Raw genomic sequence first — 15768 nt, 5'->3', positions numbered from 1 at the left:
AATTTTATTCCTGTTTCAACAGCGCCTGCGGGTCATATCGTTTCAGCGCGTCAGCGTAAAATGACTTTGGGAGCTCCATGCCGGCATCGGGGTAATAAGCGATATCGCCAAATACCGCGCCGCGGCCGGAATATATGCCGCGATAAAATTTGGTCTCATTAGAGCAATCATGCAGGACGACATTTTTCCATTTTTCGCGCACCGCTGCCTCAAAGATATCATAAGTCAGCTGGCGGCTCTTTATGGGAGACACATACCCCTGTTTATACCGGTATATGGGGCCCTCCGCCTTAAAGTGCTTAAGCGTTTGAGGGAATAACTGCAATTCGGCAAGATGAATATGGTCCACTCCCGTATCCAGTATCCTGCGCCTCTCCTTGATAAAACTATGGTAGAATCCGCTGAACACCGGAGACTCAACGCAGAGGAATTTGAAATACCGTCGGGCTGCCCTCATATTCTTAATGACATTCAAAGAACAGTTGGTCGCGGCCAGATTAAACCTGATCTCATCAAGCCCGCGATCGCTCAATTCTTTCAGGGTATCCTCCCCTGCCAGCAATCCGTTGGTATATAACCATTGGCGGTATCCTTCCCTCTGCAGGAAGCTCATAACCGGAAGGATCTTCTCCAAATCCATCAACGGCTCATAAAAAAGCCAGGCCACGCCCTTGATCCTGCCTTTGCCCTGGGCCTTGAATACCTGCATGACATCTTCCTTTGAGAAAAAACGCGCCTGTCCGCCTATGTGATAAAGCTGCCGCGGCATCGGTCCCCCGGGATAATGCTGCCCGCGGCCGTGATAGTAGCAGAACACGCAGTCCAGATTGCAGCGAGAGCTGGTCCTCACCTGCGTCCAGGTGCCTTTAAGGCATTCCCGGCAGCCGGCAGATAGATCTCCGTCGCCCCAGAAGGCGGTATATTTAAACTCATCCTGCCTTAGGCCGGGTATCCTCTTCTGCCTCTGCCGTATATCCGCGATCACCTTTCTCTCAACGGCAAATTCAATCTGATATAACCTCATCCCAGAAACTGACAATACTGCCTCCGCCTGCACCTGACAGGCAGGCCTTTTGTCTTGCCCGATAACAGGCACCGGATAAATTCATTTCGTTTTGTATCGGCGATATCCTCCAGGGAAGATCTAAACACGTCCCCAAGCACGCCCTCTTTGAAAAAGTCATTGCAGCATATTATCCATTTACCGTCGGATGTTATATTGATGGAATGAATGACATAATTCAGCCACGGGCATTTCAGGGCGTATTCATCAACGTCCGGCACGCCTCTGTCTTTTTCATACTCTCCCCTCAGCTGGAATTCATCCGAGGCATCCTTTATCTGGTCGGCAGCGGATAAAAGCGGCTTCCATTTACGGATAACGGCGGCCGTATTGTCCCGGACCGTTCCATCAACTGAATTAAGCGCCAGCGGCGGCCTTTTAAGAGCCCTGTTGACGGCTTCGCAGTATTTTTTATATGACATGATCCGTATGAGTATCCTGCATGGGCTGCGCGCCTTATCCCTTAAGGAGATAAAGCGCCTGAGGTTGCCGCTCACGACGCCGTAAGGAATGCCTTTTACCGGCGTATAGTCATCGGCATCCAGGCCGTCAATGTTCACGACCAGCGCCGATGCCAGGCCCTCCTTGACGATCGCCGAGCTTATGCCGCTGTTAAGCAAAAGCCCGTTAGTATACAGCATTACTTTGGCAACAGGATAACTATGCCTGAACTCCCTCAATATATCTATCACATCGGGATGAAGAAGGGGCTCATATAATCCCCCTATCTCCACGGTGGATAAAAGGCCGTAGCGCGAAAAGAAAGAAGGCCGCAAAAGGTCGTCTATTATTTTCCTGACCTCGCGCGGCTTTATATATCTTTTTTTATCCTTTATCCCTGGAGCGGGGCAGTAAATACAGGATGCATTGCATCTGTTGGTTATGGATAAATCCATGCTTTTAAAAATGGCTGTCGGCTTCATCTGTATTCCGCCATATGCTTCTGGCCTTCAATGCCAGCAGTATAAGCCCGGGAAGTAATACGATCAACCTGTTGATGGCGCCTCTATAGCCGCCGCTTACCTTTATAAAACGGCCCTGCCTGTATATGCCCTCCACCTTGCCTATTACATCCTCCTGCCGCAGCGGTTCCTTGTATCGCGACCTGTCCGCATCGCCTCTCACATACAGGCGCATGCCGGAGCCGCCGCCTTCCTTGCGGACAAGGCGATGGCAGACCTGCCTTCCCTGCTGCCTGTATAGCACGATATCGCCTGTCCTGAGCCCGGCGGCGCCGGCCCTCCTGACAAGCACCCTGTCAGAATGCCTGACAAACGGCCTCATACTGAAACCGCTGGTCTCTAAAAAAAGCAGGCCGTCTTCTCCCATGGTCACAAATTTAGAGCCGGGCTTTCCGGTGCCTGGCTGGCAAGCAGGCTTCTGTAGGCATCGCAGCCGCGGATCAAATCCTCGTGACGGCCGGAAATAACCGTGCGCGCGTCTTTTAAAAAATAAACGTGCTCCATATTCTTTATGGTGGAAAGCCGGTGAGAAACGGCGATGATCGTGGAACCCGCGAATTCTCTATTGATGTTGCGCATGATCCTGTCTTCGGTTTCAGAGTCCAGCGACGACATCGCTTCATCCAGAAGAATAACCGCCGGCCGTTTTATCAACATCCGCGCCAAAGCTATCCTCTGTTTCTGGCCCTCTGAGATCCTGCACCCCACCTCTCCTATCACGGTCTCATAACCCTGCCGCAGACCGCTGATGAATTCATGGGCCTCGCTGATGCGGGCGGCATCCATAACCTCGGCCTCTGTGGCATTTTCCCTGCCGTAACGTATATTAAAAAGGACTGATTCGTTCCACAAAAACGGCTCCTGCATAGCTATGCCTATCTGTTCCCTGAGCGATTCCGCGGCGATACCCCTGATATCCCTGTCGTCAAGCAAGATCTCCCCCTCCTTCAATTCGTAAAGCCGAAGCATCAATGAAAGAAGGGTCGTCTTGCCGCAGCCGGAACGTCCCGCCAGGGATATCTTTGAGCGGGCGGGTATTAAAAGGGTAAGACCGTCCAGAATATTCCTGTCTTCAATATACCCGAAACTTGCCGCCTTTATTTCTATCGCGCCTTTAACAGCGGCCTTTTCCAGGCGGACTCCGCCTTCTTTAATGTCCGGCTGCGTTTCCAGGACGTCTGCCAGCCGCCCGGCCGAGACAGAGCCGACAACAAACATCTCATAGAAGTCGCCTAAAGACGTTACCATACCCATCATCTGCCTTAGATAAAGCAGCACGGCTGTCAGGGCGCCCAGTGTTATTTCGCCCTTCATTACCCGGTAGCCGCCGAAAAGCACCACGATCCCCGCGATGGCCCTGCTGAACACCTTCCTTGAGGCGTCGCTCAGATTATATAATGATGCCTCTTTAAGCTCGTAGCCGACCTTACGCTCAAGGCCGGCGTTGAACCGGGAGATCTCGTATTTTTCTCTGGCAAACGCCTTAACAAGCCGTATGTTGCTGAATATCTCATCAAGTATCCTGAATATATTCTGGGCGGTATCCGTAACTTTGCGCGTCAGCTCCCTCCTCCATTTCCCGAAAAAATAGGGATGAATACAATTCACAGGTGCCAGGGCCAGGGCGAATAAAGCCAGTTTCCAGTCAAAATAAAATACTATCGCCGAGGTCAACAGCAGACGCGGGACAACCGTTATCGCCTGGGGAAGGTTTGAAGAAATGAATTCCGCGACCAAATTAGTATCGTGGCTCATTTTGTATATGTGCTCGCCCGTTGACCTGCCGTTAAAAAAACTTAAACTCAGGCGCTGCAAATGCCTGAACAGGTCCCGGGAAATATCGGCGTATATTGACCTGTTCAAACGCTGATTTAAGTATTTGGCTGTCTGCGCCAGTCCGGTATTGGCCAGGAACGCGCCGCCTCCTATCAAAGACAACAGCAGGAAAAGCCCGAGATCCTTCGCGGCATAGGCCTTATCAACCAGAAGATTACCGACATAGGGGGTCAAAAGGGCGAAAGGAATACAAAGCAGGTTCAGGGATATAACAAGGATCACCATGCGCAGATACCTGCGCAAATATCCGGAGAACCTCAACCATCTGTCTGTTCTTGCTGCCGGATTAAGGGAAGATCTCATGGCAGAAGACCGTTGATATGACTATAAATATTCCTGGCGATCAATAAATACCCCTCATCCGTACAATGCCCCAATTCATGGAGATATTCATCTTTGGAACCCTGCCGTTTTAACGCGATCTCGTTCAACCTCGCGGCATTATCTGCGAAGATCACCCTGTGAGAATCGGCATACGCCCTTAACCTTTCGCTCAACAGGGGATAAAAGAATATGGAATCATCGTGATGCGGATAGTCAGCGATTACGGCCGCTGCGCCGTGTTTATGTATAACGGATACAATACGGCTGACATCATAGGAAAGAAGTTCGGCGAAAAGAGTCATATCTTTGCTTGAAGGCAGGCCAAAAGACGCTGTCCGCTTCAATCCTTTATCTTGTGAAAGCGCCATATATTTTTTCAGGTTACTGTCAGCGAGTTCAACATCCCCAAGCAAATGATACGCCAGCCATAATTCAAAATAAAGCTGGGCGCAGTAATCACCGCAGTAATTCAACCCCTGCTCAAGAAGCTCAGCCGCCTTCTTATAATCCCCTCTGCCGTGCATCGCCTCAATAGCAAGGCAGTAATACCTGTGTGAATTACGGGGCTCTAACTCACGGGCATCCTGAAAACACTCCCTGGCTCTGCCCATGTCAAAGGCCTCATAGTATGCCCACCCCTTCGCCTCCAACTGACTGGCGGATTCATTGATGGGACCGATGGCCTCTTGGATCTTGCCGCCGCTGTTATTTACAGCCTTCCTGGCGGCATTACGCCTGGCAACAGAGATCAGCGCGCCGGCTAGGTTTTTCACAAGTTTATATGTGCGCAGGTTCTCCATAAGCTCTTCGCACCTGGCCGCCGCGATCTTAAGTTTATCATCTGTAAAAAGGTAGGCGTTGCTGTCTTTAAATGAGCGTAGATTGTTCATGCCGGTCATAACCAGCACAACATCAGGCCTGTATCTGCGCATTTCGGCGTCAAGCCTTTTAAGAAGGCTCGATGAGTTTTCACCCGGTATCCCTGCGTTAATGACCCTGACTACCCGGCCGCCATAGCGCTCATCAAGGAGGGCCTGTAATCGTGAAGGATAATCTCTCCCCCTGGATACGCCCACCCCGTAAGTAAATGAATCCCCCACGCATAAAATGGTGAACATCTTGCCGGTGGCCGCAGCCGGAGCGTCCTGGCGGTACATTCTATACAATAACCCGGTGCCCCTTAAAACCAGCTCGCATAATATGAGCCCCAGCAGAACGGCAAGAACGGCCCTTTTCATCGCCCTACTGCTTCATAAGCTTCTGGATCGCCTTCTTATTCAACATCGCGTCCCTGGATCTCTTGCTCTTCACTACACGCTCTAATGCCTTACTGTACGACTCGCGTATGGACCTCACAAAGCCGTTGTCTATTTCGCCTTTATTTATCATGGACAGCGCCTTTTGAAACGCGCCTACGGCATCATTGAACTGCTCCATAAGCAAATACGCGTCGCCGATATTCTTATAATAGGTGGCGGTTACCTCTGCGCGGCCACCGGAAAGACCCTGCGCTATTTCAATCGCCTTTTGATAATTCTCTATGGCATCCTGTCCGCGGCCCATCGCCAGATAGAGAAATCCCAGATCGCCGAGCACGCCCGCGGTCGCATCATCCGCAGGGCCAAACGATTTCTCGGCGATGGCCAACGCCTTTTTAAGCGAGCTTTCGGCTTCCTCAAACCGCATCTGCCCCAGATACTGGCCGCTCTGGCTGATAAGCTTATTAAATTCATCGCGTGGCTGAGCCGCGAAAGAACAACCGCAGTAAACACCACCCAAAAGAAACAGGACTAAAAAGACGCCCCCTACGCGCATAACAACCTCCTTTCTATTATGTTAAGGTACCCCTGATTTTTCTCCGCCTTCCTTACCATATCTTCTAATCCGGCATTGCGCTCTTTGCCGTCTGCCTGCTGCCGGCAGGTCTTGTGCCTGCATTTCTCCTGAGAATAAGAAGGGAAGCTCTTCCTTGTAGAGTGGCTTTCAGAAAATCCCCTGCCGGAAACCGCCCATTCGAAACAAAAACAGGTCTCATCATCAGCCCTTTTTAAAGAAAGCCGCGCGCTTATCCTTTCGCCTTTACGCGCGCGTATTTCTTTATCCAGGGGAAAGAATACCTGCTGCCAGGACCTCAGGCCTTCGGCCCTGAGGGTGTCAAGGCAGATACCATCGCTGAGCGTAACATCAAACCACCCCAACAGGCCGTGAAGGCGGCCGCTTCGCGAGGCCGTAAAATCGGTATTGACGGACAGCATCTCATCCGGATACCCTGCAAGAAGGTCTATCTCCGCTGCGGCGCGGGCGGTGGCAAGCAGATTACCGGGGCCCAGAGATACGATATAAACGTTATTATTGGAAAATTCCTGCGCGCAGGAAAAATCTATGCCGTACTTATTGCCCCGCCAGAATTGGACCTCCCTGAAATATTTCCCGGATTCAACCGGCGCCAGATACATTCTTATGCCGCGCGGCACCACAATGCCTCCGGGCTTTAAATACTTATCCCTGAAATGCGCAAGCTCAGATACCATACCTCCGCAAACGGCAAAGTGGCTTAAACATTCGGAGACGACCACATCTACTTTCTCGGGCAAAGAGGCCGTCCGCGAATTCCGGTTTATAAAAATTATCCTGCGGCGCATTTTATTCCGCTGCGCCACTTTCCGGGCGACCTTGATAATATTTTCATTTTCTATGGCATAGACCCTCTTTGCTCCCGCCTGTAAGGCAAAAAAAGACAGGATACCGCTGCCCGCGCCGAGGTCGGCGACAACGCTGCCTTCAGGCACCACGGCCTTTATGGCCCTTCTGAAATAATCCGTCCTTACGCGGTCGTTAAGCAGGCCTTTATGATAAAACAGCCCGTTGTACCCGCTGAAAGTAGAGGCAGGGATCAACCCTATCTGTCCGTCCATATCAAACCTTATTTCAGGCCGATCGCCGTCAGCGCGATCGCCTCCGTCAAGTTTCTGCGCGCCAGCATCCTGGCTATAACCGGTCCGACATCAGCGCCTTTATGCTTAAACTCATGAAAAAACTTGAAGGGCACCCCCTGGCGGCTCTTCAGGCTCACCCCAAAAGATGCCGGCCTGTTAAAGACCCGGGTTCCGGGAGTAAGGATATATCTGGAATAACTCCAGGAAACACGGGCGGGAAGCCGCTTTAGAAAAAGCATGGTATCTAACGCCTCCGCCCTGGTCTCCGAAGGCAGCCCCAGGATAACCTCAAAGACCATATCAAGTCCGGCCTCTCCAGCCAAGCGCGCTATGCGCTTTACCGTGGAGAGATCGGTACCCTTCCCTATGAAATCCAGAAGGCGCTGGCTGGCTGACTCCAGCCCGAAAACAACGGTAGTGCATCCCGCCTTCTTAGCCAGGGCAAATGTATCCCCGTCAAACCTTTCGTCAAAATAAGCAAAACATTTCCAGGAGATCTTTATCCGCCTCTTAAGCAGCGCCTGCGACATAGCGCGCATCTGGCCGGGAGACAAGACGGCATTGGATATCGCCAGGCGTTTTATGCCGTAGCGCCTGATCATCAGGGCGATATCATCGGCGATGATCCGGGGGTCTTTTTCTCTATAGCGCTGCTTCGGCAAGGGGTGGCTTACGCAAAAAGCGCACCTGCCCCAGTAGCAGCCCCGCGATGTCTCGTATGTAGCGTAAAGCGCCTTTTCATCCCTGGATCTTTCATATCTTTTCAGGTCAAGCCCGTCAAAATCAGGGGCGGGAAGATCATTCAGGTCCTCTTCCGATGGAACCGCGCTGAATACAAACGACCCGTTTTTCTTATAGGCGAGATTAGGCACCTCAGCAGGATCTTTACCGGCCAGCAAAACGTTTATGAGCCGGAACAACGGGGTCTCGCCTTCAAAGGTTATCATGAAATCAAAAAATTGCGCCAGGTCTTTTCTAGCTATTATAGCATCCCTGTATAAGGATACCCACTGGCCTCCGATGACTACTTTTATTTGCGGAAAATGCTTCTTGATCAGATACCCGAATGTGAGGCCGGATACGGCTTGTGACGGAGCGGTAATTGAAAAACCGGCCATATTGAACGAACCTTTTTTGATGATCGGATAAAGGACATCGCCGAAGAAATCATAAAAGAGATTTTCCCGTTCGTCTTTAATGAAACGCGCCGCCATTCTGGATGAAAGAAGGGCTTCCGCGAAGTCATATGAAGAGATGAGGCTTCTCCACTGAAAACGGTACGACCACCAGTCCTCTTTATCGTATTGCTTAAGGAATCTTTTATAATAGACGGGCCTGGCCGAATTAAGCTTCCGGGCATAATCGATCTTCAGCGGGCCCCTTTGTCTTTCCCTGTAATCCATATGCATCATATTCAAGTCCAGCTGCCTGGCATCGATCCCCCTGGATTTAAGGAAGGCGGTAAGCATCGGCGTGCCTAAAGGCGGATATTGCGTATCGTAATCAGGAGGTATGCTTAATAGGACTTTGTAATCTTTATTATAGCGCATTTTCCGACAAGAAACTCCTGGTCATCGGGACCATCACCTTTTCCTTATACTCGTTAGTGCAGGAAGTCAGGTTAAGCCCCAGATTCTTTCCGGCCGCGAACTCAAAAAGCCCTAAGATCATCTCAAAACTTCCCAGGACAGCGCTGGCCTGCCTGCCCAGAAGGAATTCATACCCTCTGGCCTTTAGCCGCCCCGCGTTTTCCGCGTGCACATTAAGCTCATGAAGGTTGACGCCTTTTACGGCGACGCGGCTGAGCTTAAGCAATAATCGCCTTACCCTGGGCTCATCTTCAGGCACAGCCGGCATCTCAACATAGACATCTTCAAAATACCTGACTGCCAGCTTCACCGGCTTGATATTATAGCCGTTCGCGGCGAGATTAAAACGCATCTCATCCAAGCCCGCTTCCTTGAGCTTCTTCAGGTTTCCCTCGTTGACCAGATCGCCGTTGGTATAAAGATATACCCTGACGGCCTTGCCAAACCGCTTCCTTATAGCCCTGGTTATCCTTAATACCCTTTTGAGGGCAAGCAGCGGCTCGCCTCCGGAAAAGCTGACTGTCGCCGGTTTAAGGGCGGACAGATGATCGATCAGGCCTTTTTCATTCTTCATCCTGTCCTTCCACACATACGCAAACCTGTCTCTATGCCTGTCATTTAATTCTGTCGGGCAGAAAAAGCATCTTCTTGTGCAGGAGGTCACGGGAAAAATACACGCCCATCTGCCCATCGCGCAAAAGCGGCAGGCCTGAGGCAGCTTTCCCAGATATAATTTGGTGCGTCCGTAAGCGGCCTTCACGCCCATGGCCGCCAGCCGCCCAACCATCGTTTTGATATCATTCAAGGCGCCTTTGTCTCTTACGGTAATATTGCTCAGGAGATATTTCTGATTAAGGAAATTCCCTAAACCGGTCCTCCTGCTTATGCTTTTTATTATATTGCTATCTCCGGCGCCTATCGTTTTCACGTCTTATAAACCCCTTTTGCCCACGGCCTTTTATACGCGATGCCCCATCCCTTTTTAAACGCCTCTCTTAAGAAATCCCTGCACCCCTTTTCCGCTGACGCGCCTCCGTATTCACAGCGGAGTATTTTTATTATATCATAAATCGGCGACAAGCCGTCCGAAAGAAAGAACACCTCTTTCTCCAGGTCGTTTACAGGCCTGCGTGGCAGCCGCACATTAAAATTAATGAAATAATTTTCATTCAGGTTAACAGGCATATAGCTGTATCTGCCGCGGCGTTCACTCATCCGGCCGGACAGCGCCGGATAAAAATCACGCCTCTCATTATTAAGCATCTTCAGCGACTGCCGGCTGCCCAAAATGCCGTAACTCAGGTTAAAAAAGCTCAACGCGAACCTGAGGTCTCCCGGAGGCAGAAAACGTATCCCCGCGGAGGCGGCGTGGTCGCTGTTAAGCCCGGTATGCCCGATAAAGGAACGCATTGAAGCAAGCCCTTCTCTGCTTATAAGATTTTCTTTGCCGGGCAAAGGCCGGGTAAGCGCCTCAAAAGCCCCCAGCGAAATATCCTGGATACAGGCGGAATGCCGCTTCAGGAAACTGACGGTATTCTGAGCGTCTCTTTTCCTTTCGCCCGGGAAGCCGAACATGATAAAACATACGTTGCCTATGCCGCACGCGTGGGCCTTCCTTAAAATACAAGATGCCTCTGACAGGTTAATGCCTTTATCCATAAGATCCAGGACCCTCTGGCTGCCTGATTCAATACCCCAATGGATCTGCCGGAAACCGGCCTTTCTAAGCAGGCGCAGCTTGCCTGCGCTGTTAAAGCCGCCGTCGGCCCTGGCCGCGGAAAAAAAGAACAGGTCCTTCATCCCCAGCGATACGAGCGTCTTTGACAGCCGCACCGCCTGAGACGCGGTGATCTCTTCATTGTTAAACGCGAAATGCCGGCAGTCGTATCTATCCCTGAGATACCGGATCATGGAAACGACCCTGCGCGCGCTGAATTCGCGGTATGTGCCGGAATATATCCTGTCAAAATGGCAAAACCTGCACCTTCTCCAGCTGCATCCGCGGGAGGTCTGTATAGGAAGCATCTTTTCAGGCACCGGGTATTCATCCAGGTTGAAGACCGTAAAGTCCGGAAAAGGCAGGGCATCCAGGTCTTTGATGACCGAACGTTCGTTTACGTGAACCGTATTGCCGCGCAGATAAACCAGGTTATCGACCCTGTCCGGCGCCGACCCCCTGCTCAGAGAATTGATAAGCATGGGCAGCGACGCCTCCGACTCGCCGATAAGAAGATAGTCAATATGCTCATCCGCCAGCAAGCGGCCCATATCATCTTTTTTAAGAAAAGGCGTGAGCGAGCCGCCGGCGATTTGGATCAGCCCGCTCCCCTTGCTTAATCTCCTGCGGACCTGCCTGGAAAATGGATCGAGATCATACGCCAGCGAGAAACCGACATAGTCGGGATTATGCCCCTTTATCCTTCGCAGGCAGTTGCGCACCAATAAAACGTCTTCTCTGCCGTAAGCAGTTATTTGATGCGCGTACGCCCTTAAAAATGCCCTGGCATAACCCCTCAATCTGCCGATCGCGCCGGCATCCAGGAAATTTCTGGCTGACTTTTGAATGTATACCGTCTCATAAATAGAGCGCAGCTCATCCCGAAAAGGCCCGCGCCCCTTCTGCCGGATCCGCTCCCTTAGGCCTGATAAACCCAGCGCCGCGGCATCCGGTCCCTTCAACGCGCGCATCATCTCATAAACATCATCCGCCTCATGAAGGAACATATCCTTGATAAAGTCCGCCTGGCCGTAGGCGCGCCTGACATCTATGCCCTGCTGCCTGCAGCAAGCGGCAAGCATTGCTATGCCCAGATGCGGCCTGTCGATCAGGTCGGAGGATAAAAACGGCTCAACCAGAACAAGCGTCTTTTTCAATTTTAACCTTTGTGATCCTTAATAAATGATACGGCGGATTCGTCGTTCTTGAAACTCAGGGAATAGCAGTCCACCGATCTTGATATCTCCATGCAAAACAGCATGATCTTATCCAGGGACGCCTTATCCCAGAAGGGCGCAAACGTATTGGGATAAATATGCTGTATAATACCCTGCCGGTCTATGCGCCTTGCCGTATTTTTGCTGCCATGTTTAATGAAAAATATCTTCTTTATCACGGCCGGCTCCGGCCTTTCAGAGAGATAATCGCTGAAATCTCCGGACCACGGATTAGTATATGCCTTGAAGACGCCGCCGGTATTTCTCACAACGATCCTGTCGTCGTTAAGCACCCTGAATGACCTGTCCCTGAAATAAAGGCGCGCCAGAGTTGATTTCCCCGCTCCGCTCTGCCCGCAGAAAATAATGCCGTCTCCGGCAGGGTCCACGATCCCGCTTCCATGCAGCATCAGCCCCCTGCGCGAAAGCAGAAAGTTCTGGAAAATTACTTCAAGCACACCGTGAATAAAGTCCTCATGCATGATCCTGTAAAACACCTTGACATTGTTGGCCTTGACAAACTCGTTTAACCGCCTTCTGAACTCCCTTGCTGAAGGACACTGCCCGGCCAGCTCATGATAGACATTAAGGATATCGGGGTTGGTCGCAGGCATCATCCATATCTGCCCGGAAGCATAATCCCTGGAAACGCAGGCATGGTATTTAATCAGGCGTTCCTCCTGGCGGTACCACAATATAAGATATCCGCCTTTATAGCCGAACATCTTCCAGGCGGTAGCGCCGTTGATGTTCTTTACCTCAAACATGCTCTTGCCCGGCCTTATCCGGGGGAATCTTTCGATAAGGCCTACCTTTAATCTTATGTCCGGCGCGCGCCTTCCTTTGTAGATGAAGGTCCCGGCGGTGGTCTCATCCGGCCCCCGCATCATGCGGGGAAACTCGCTTTCAAACTCTATTACTATCTCAGCAATGCAAATCCTATGCCTGTAAACTTTCTTCATTCTGCCGACTGGTAATGGTCCTCGCTTCGCATACGCGCTTTTGTGCCGCTGCCTCAAACCGGCAGCGAGCCCTGGAATACCGTCCTGTTTATCCCGTTGCCCTTTAGCTGCCTGTCGGACGGCGGTTTTGATCTATAGAAAACCGTGTTGCCCCTCATATAATATTTGAAATTACCCCAGGGGTATTTATACGAAAGATAAAATTTATCGCATTGACGGCGGCACCGCGAGTATGTCAGGTTTATCAGTCCGCACATCCTGGTGGTCGCAATATATCCGTAAGGAAAGTAAACGCTCGCGTGGATGTCCTTCGGCATCCTGATATCCATGCCCCAGAGAAGATTGTCAACTTCGACCCTCCTTATATTATTTGATCTCAAGAACCCCTGAAAATACTTTACGTTTATAACGCTTTGCCGGTAATGTTCCAGCAATGAAGAAGGCGCTTCCCTGGGGATCATAAACATATACCTGCCCGCGCTTTCATTGAGTATCCTCTTTGCCTTCTGCCGGTTAAAAAGTATATCAACGGACTTTGGATCGCGTTTTTGCTTGGTAAGCAGCCGCCCCAGGACCGCCTCCAGGCCGGGAAAGCGCTGCCTGAGAAGATTCAATACCCCCCAGTCGTTAACAACCACCTCAGCGCCGGGAAGGCATTCGCTCATATACTCAAATATCAATTCAAGTTTATCAAGGCCCCGGTCCGTAACAGGGGGCGTGACAAAGGTAAGCTCCCTGGATTTGCGTTTCAAGATCCCGGCGGCATTTCTTACGTCCTCCGCGTCAGGGATAAGGTTCTGGCAAAATTCAGTGCCGAAATAGACGCGCGAGAAGGCGTCAAGGCGGGTCCCGCGCAACTGACGTAAACTATTTACAAGTACGGCCCTCTGCATATCCGCTATTCAATTATTCAAGGGCGCGTCAACACAGCCCTTGGGGAAAGTAACATTGATCGCCGTTACAGTCCCTGCCGGTTATTTTCTTAAATGTCTGCCTTGCCATCTTCTTATAAGCGCCCTCTTCCATCCCGCTGTTTATGGCCCGAATACACCGGATTACGTTCCTGACGCACTTTACGCGTTCAGGCCGCCTCTCCACGACCTTGAGCGTAATGGGTAAACTGTCTTTCAGGGCAAAGAGCGCGCAAAGATTACACCCGAAGGGATATCTGTCTTCCGCGTACTTTAAACCTTCGGCGCGAAAGCCCCTTTGCAGCTTATGCGCGCGGAAACCTGACGAGCTGTAAGCGTATTTGATTATATCGCACCCCTTATGAAAAGGGCCCGCATCGTAAGAATGGCATATCATGCCTTTTTTATCCAGCGGATCGGGGCGGGCATTATCCAGGCAGTGCAGGAAGGAACAGTATCCGTCAATAAACAAACACGCCGTATAGAATACAAATATCTCGATCTCCGTCAAAGACCTTCTACGCGATATGATCTCCCGCAATTCATCGGTATCCAGCTGCCTGTCCAATATGACCCTGTCCGCCCCCATGCAAGAGAAGAAATCCACCGCGTTATGATTAAAGACGGCGGCGCCGGTTGAAATATGTATTTTCTTAGGGTATTTGCGTTTTTTCAGGGCGAGCATAAGCCCCATATCGGCTAAAATAATTCCGGAAACCGCCCGGTATCTGCTCAGCATATCTATTGTATTAAACAGCCAGGGATATTGTTCTTCTGTGTACAGCCCGTTCATCGTAACGAATACCGGCATATCCAGGTTTTCCGCTTCAAGAACTGCTTCTCTGAAGTCGGCGGTATTTGAGAAACTGGCTCCCCTGCCCCGCCTGTTGACCGTATGGAATTCGGACGGCCAGCGCCGCTCCCATTCTTCATCCACATAGCCGCAATAGAGCTCGTCGGCACCGGCATTTTTTAAACCGGACACCTGTCTCTTATTAATAAAAGGCGCGGCTATCCTGAAGTTTCCGTTCATCAGCATCCGAAAGGCGCTGTGCCTGTCAGCGTTGGAGACATCTTTTTTGTAAGCTCGCAAAAGAATGCCACCGGCTTCTCAGGGTCGCCTGTTTCAAGGACGGCCCTTCCCGGGCAGCTTCCGCACTGATACCGCAACGCGCATCCGCGGCAGGGAGAATCGCTCTTAAATTCCATGCTCTTAAATCTCTCTAAAAGTAAAAAGAAGCTTTTTGAGATATCGTTGCGGACCAGGTCTACCGCCAGGGGCCTCATAAGCGGACAAAGAAGCATATTCCCGCGGGGATCTACATGAAAACCGTCTCCGCCGAGTATGGAACAATTGAACAATGTCTTATCGTAGCCGGGACTCTTTCTTCTTACACGCTCAGCCGCGGGAGCGGATACGCCCATGACCCTAAGGACCTCATCCGGCTCCAGCCGCAGCCGGACAGGCCGGTTGTCTCCATTGAACCTGGGGTAAATAACAGGGGTGATCCTTAATTCAACGCCGGCATCTTCCGCGAATTTCTTCAGCGGCACCACATCTCTGCTATTTTCCCTGGTCAGGATAGCCTTCAATCTCAGATTAATACCGGCCTTCTTCAGCGTATTTATGCCTGAACATATGCGCCTGAAAGACCCTCTGACCCCGGTAATCTTATCGCACGTCCTTTCATCGGATGAATTAAGGGTGAGCTCAACGACAAAGGGAGGAGAATCCCTGAAAAGCCGCGTTACCTCGGGAGTGATCGAGGCGCCGCTGGTAAAAACGCTTATAATAAATCCTTTGGCCCGGGTATAACGGTAGACCTGCGCGAAGTCGCTTCTGGCCAACGGGTCTCCGCCCGTAAAACATATCCACAACACCCCAAAATCAGCTATCTTATCAATAATTGACTTCACTTCCGGGGTTTCCAATTCTCTCTTGAGAAGGCGCGGGGTATTATAGCAGCGCGTGGAACAGTACCGACAGGCTAAGCCGCAGTTATGGGTAAGTTCAAATTGACATACGGAAGGCAGTTTCTTAAACCAATATTTCTTATGGAGTTTCCGGCTGAAACTTTTGTATTGAGCGTATATCATCGATCATAAGCTAAAGAATGTGCTGACGCCTTGGTAGCCGGGCCGAAAGTTAAGAGCTTGTAGCTCCGGCGCCAGTCAGGAAACTGACATAGTACTTGCCATTGAAAGCGCAGCCCGAACTGCTGCCGCTGTGCTGCCAATTAGGACCCCATAG

At 51.0% G+C, this 15768-nt stretch carries 14 protein-coding genes; all 14 read right to left on the bottom strand.

Translation table 11 applies throughout. From position 1 onward, the window contains the following. Positions 1-4: 4 nt before the first annotated feature. The 14 genes from PHR44_01670 to PHR44_01605 are packed head-to-tail and all read right to left on the bottom strand — an operon-like array spanning position 5 to position 15614. A complete protein-coding gene (locus PHR44_01670) occupies positions 5-1024 on the bottom strand; it encodes a radical SAM protein (GenBank protein MDD4909378.1) in 1020 nt (339 codons plus the stop codon). After that, the gene (locus tag PHR44_01665) at positions 1021-1986 is read right to left on the bottom strand and encodes a radical SAM protein (GenBank protein MDD4909377.1); all 966 of its coding nucleotides are present in this window, start codon (positions 1984-1986) and stop codon (positions 1021-1023) included. Before PHR44_01665 ends, PHR44_01670 begins: the two co-directional genes overlap by 4 nt. Further along, positions 1964-2392, bottom strand: a complete 429-nt coding sequence (locus PHR44_01660; protein MDD4909376.1) for a S24/S26 family peptidase — start codon at positions 2390-2392, stop codon at positions 1964-1966. The genes PHR44_01665 and PHR44_01660 overlap by 23 nt, the downstream gene beginning before the upstream one ends. Positions 2393-2394: 2 nt before the next feature. Next, positions 2395-4164 carry an ABC transporter ATP-binding protein gene (locus PHR44_01655; GenBank protein ID MDD4909375.1) on the bottom strand — a complete coding sequence of 590 codons (1770 nt, stop codon included), beginning with the start codon at positions 4162-4164 and terminating at the stop codon, positions 2395-2397. Next, entirely contained in the window at positions 4161-5423 is a 1263-nt protein-coding gene (locus tag PHR44_01650) for a GDSL-type esterase/lipase family protein (protein MDD4909374.1), read from the bottom strand. The genes PHR44_01655 and PHR44_01650 overlap by 4 nt, the downstream gene beginning before the upstream one ends. A 4-nt stretch (positions 5424-5427) precedes the next feature. Next, on the bottom strand, positions 5428-6000 hold the full coding sequence (locus PHR44_01645; GenBank protein ID MDD4909373.1) for a tetratricopeptide repeat protein: 573 nt from the start codon (positions 5998-6000) through the stop codon (positions 5428-5430). Further along, positions 5991-7100: a 50S ribosomal protein L11 methyltransferase gene (locus tag PHR44_01640; GenBank protein MDD4909372.1), complete on the bottom strand. Its 1110-nt coding sequence runs from the start codon at positions 7098-7100 to the stop codon at positions 5991-5993. The genes PHR44_01645 and PHR44_01640 overlap by 10 nt, the downstream gene beginning before the upstream one ends. A gap of 8 nt (positions 7101-7108) precedes the next feature. Then, complete coding sequence (locus PHR44_01635) at positions 7109-8671, bottom strand: radical SAM protein (protein ID MDD4909371.1); 1563 nt, start codon at positions 8669-8671, stop codon at positions 7109-7111. Further along, positions 8661-9638: a radical SAM protein gene (locus tag PHR44_01630; protein ID MDD4909370.1), complete on the bottom strand. Its 978-nt coding sequence runs from the start codon at positions 9636-9638 to the stop codon at positions 8661-8663. Before PHR44_01630 ends, PHR44_01635 begins: the two co-directional genes overlap by 11 nt. After that, positions 9635-11584, bottom strand: a complete 1950-nt coding sequence (locus PHR44_01625; protein MDD4909369.1) for a radical SAM protein — start codon at positions 11582-11584, stop codon at positions 9635-9637. The genes PHR44_01630 and PHR44_01625 overlap by 4 nt, the downstream gene beginning before the upstream one ends. 2 nt (positions 11585-11586) lie before the next feature. Then, a complete protein-coding gene (locus tag PHR44_01620) occupies positions 11587-12606 on the bottom strand; it encodes a hypothetical protein (protein ID MDD4909368.1) in 1020 nt (339 codons plus the stop codon). Positions 12607-12659: 53 nt separating this feature from the next. Next, complete coding sequence (locus PHR44_01615) at positions 12660-13499, bottom strand: hypothetical protein (protein MDD4909367.1); 840 nt, start codon at positions 13497-13499, stop codon at positions 12660-12662. 28 nt (positions 13500-13527) lie between these two features. Next, positions 13528-14556 (bottom strand): U32 family peptidase, encoded by a 1029-nt coding sequence (locus PHR44_01610; protein MDD4909366.1) that lies wholly within the window; start codon positions 14554-14556, stop codon positions 13528-13530. Continuing rightward, positions 14550-15614, bottom strand: coding sequence for a radical SAM protein (locus PHR44_01605; protein ID MDD4909365.1), 1065 nt, complete (start codon positions 15612-15614; stop codon positions 14550-14552). The genes PHR44_01610 and PHR44_01605 overlap by 7 nt, the downstream gene beginning before the upstream one ends. Positions 15615-15768 lie beyond the last annotated feature (154 nt).

This window comes from Candidatus Omnitrophota bacterium (assembly GCA_028707125.1).
In the GTDB taxonomy this organism is placed as follows: Bacteria; Omnitrophota; Gorgyraeia; order Gygaellales; family JAQTUX01; genus JAQTUX01.
The sequence above is the reverse complement of the archived record's forward strand: the minus strand, read 5'-3'. Positions and strand labels throughout refer to the sequence as shown.

Excerpts from the sequence above, each read along its gene's own strand:
- PHR44_01665 (MDD4909377.1), bottom strand. The coding sequence starts at position 1,986 with ATGAAGCCGACAGCCATTTTTAAAAGCATGGATTTATCCATAACCAAC.
- PHR44_01645 (MDD4909373.1), bottom strand. The coding sequence starts at position 6,000 with ATGCGCGTAGGGGGCGTCTTTTTAGTCCTGTTTCTTTTGGGTGGTGTT.
- PHR44_01620 (MDD4909368.1), bottom strand. The coding sequence starts at position 12,606 with ATGAAGAAAGTTTACAGGCATAGGATTTGCATTGCTGAGATAGTAATA.
- PHR44_01640 (MDD4909372.1), bottom strand. The coding sequence starts at position 7,100 with ATGGACGGACAGATAGGGTTGATCCCTGCCTCTACTTTCAGCGGGTAC.
- PHR44_01610 (MDD4909366.1), bottom strand. The coding sequence starts at position 14,556 with ATGCTGATGAACGGAAACTTCAGGATAGCCGCGCCTTTTATTAATAAG.
- PHR44_01655 (MDD4909375.1), bottom strand. The coding sequence starts at position 4,164 with ATGAGATCTTCCCTTAATCCGGCAGCAAGAACAGACAGATGGTTGAGG.
- PHR44_01615 (MDD4909367.1), bottom strand. The coding sequence starts at position 13,499 with ATGCAGAGGGCCGTACTTGTAAATAGTTTACGTCAGTTGCGCGGGACC.
- PHR44_01660 (MDD4909376.1), bottom strand. The coding sequence starts at position 2,392 with ATGGGAGAAGACGGCCTGCTTTTTTTAGAGACCAGCGGTTTCAGTATG.
- PHR44_01635 (MDD4909371.1), bottom strand. The coding sequence starts at position 8,671 with ATGCGCTATAATAAAGATTACAAAGTCCTATTAAGCATACCTCCTGAT.
- PHR44_01670 (MDD4909378.1), bottom strand. The coding sequence starts at position 1,024 with ATGAGGTTATATCAGATTGAATTTGCCGTTGAGAGAAAGGTGATCGCG.
- PHR44_01605 (MDD4909365.1), bottom strand. The coding sequence starts at position 15,614 with ATGATATACGCTCAATACAAAAGTTTCAGCCGGAAACTCCATAAGAAA.
- PHR44_01650 (MDD4909374.1), bottom strand. The coding sequence starts at position 5,423 with ATGAAAAGGGCCGTTCTTGCCGTTCTGCTGGGGCTCATATTATGCGAG.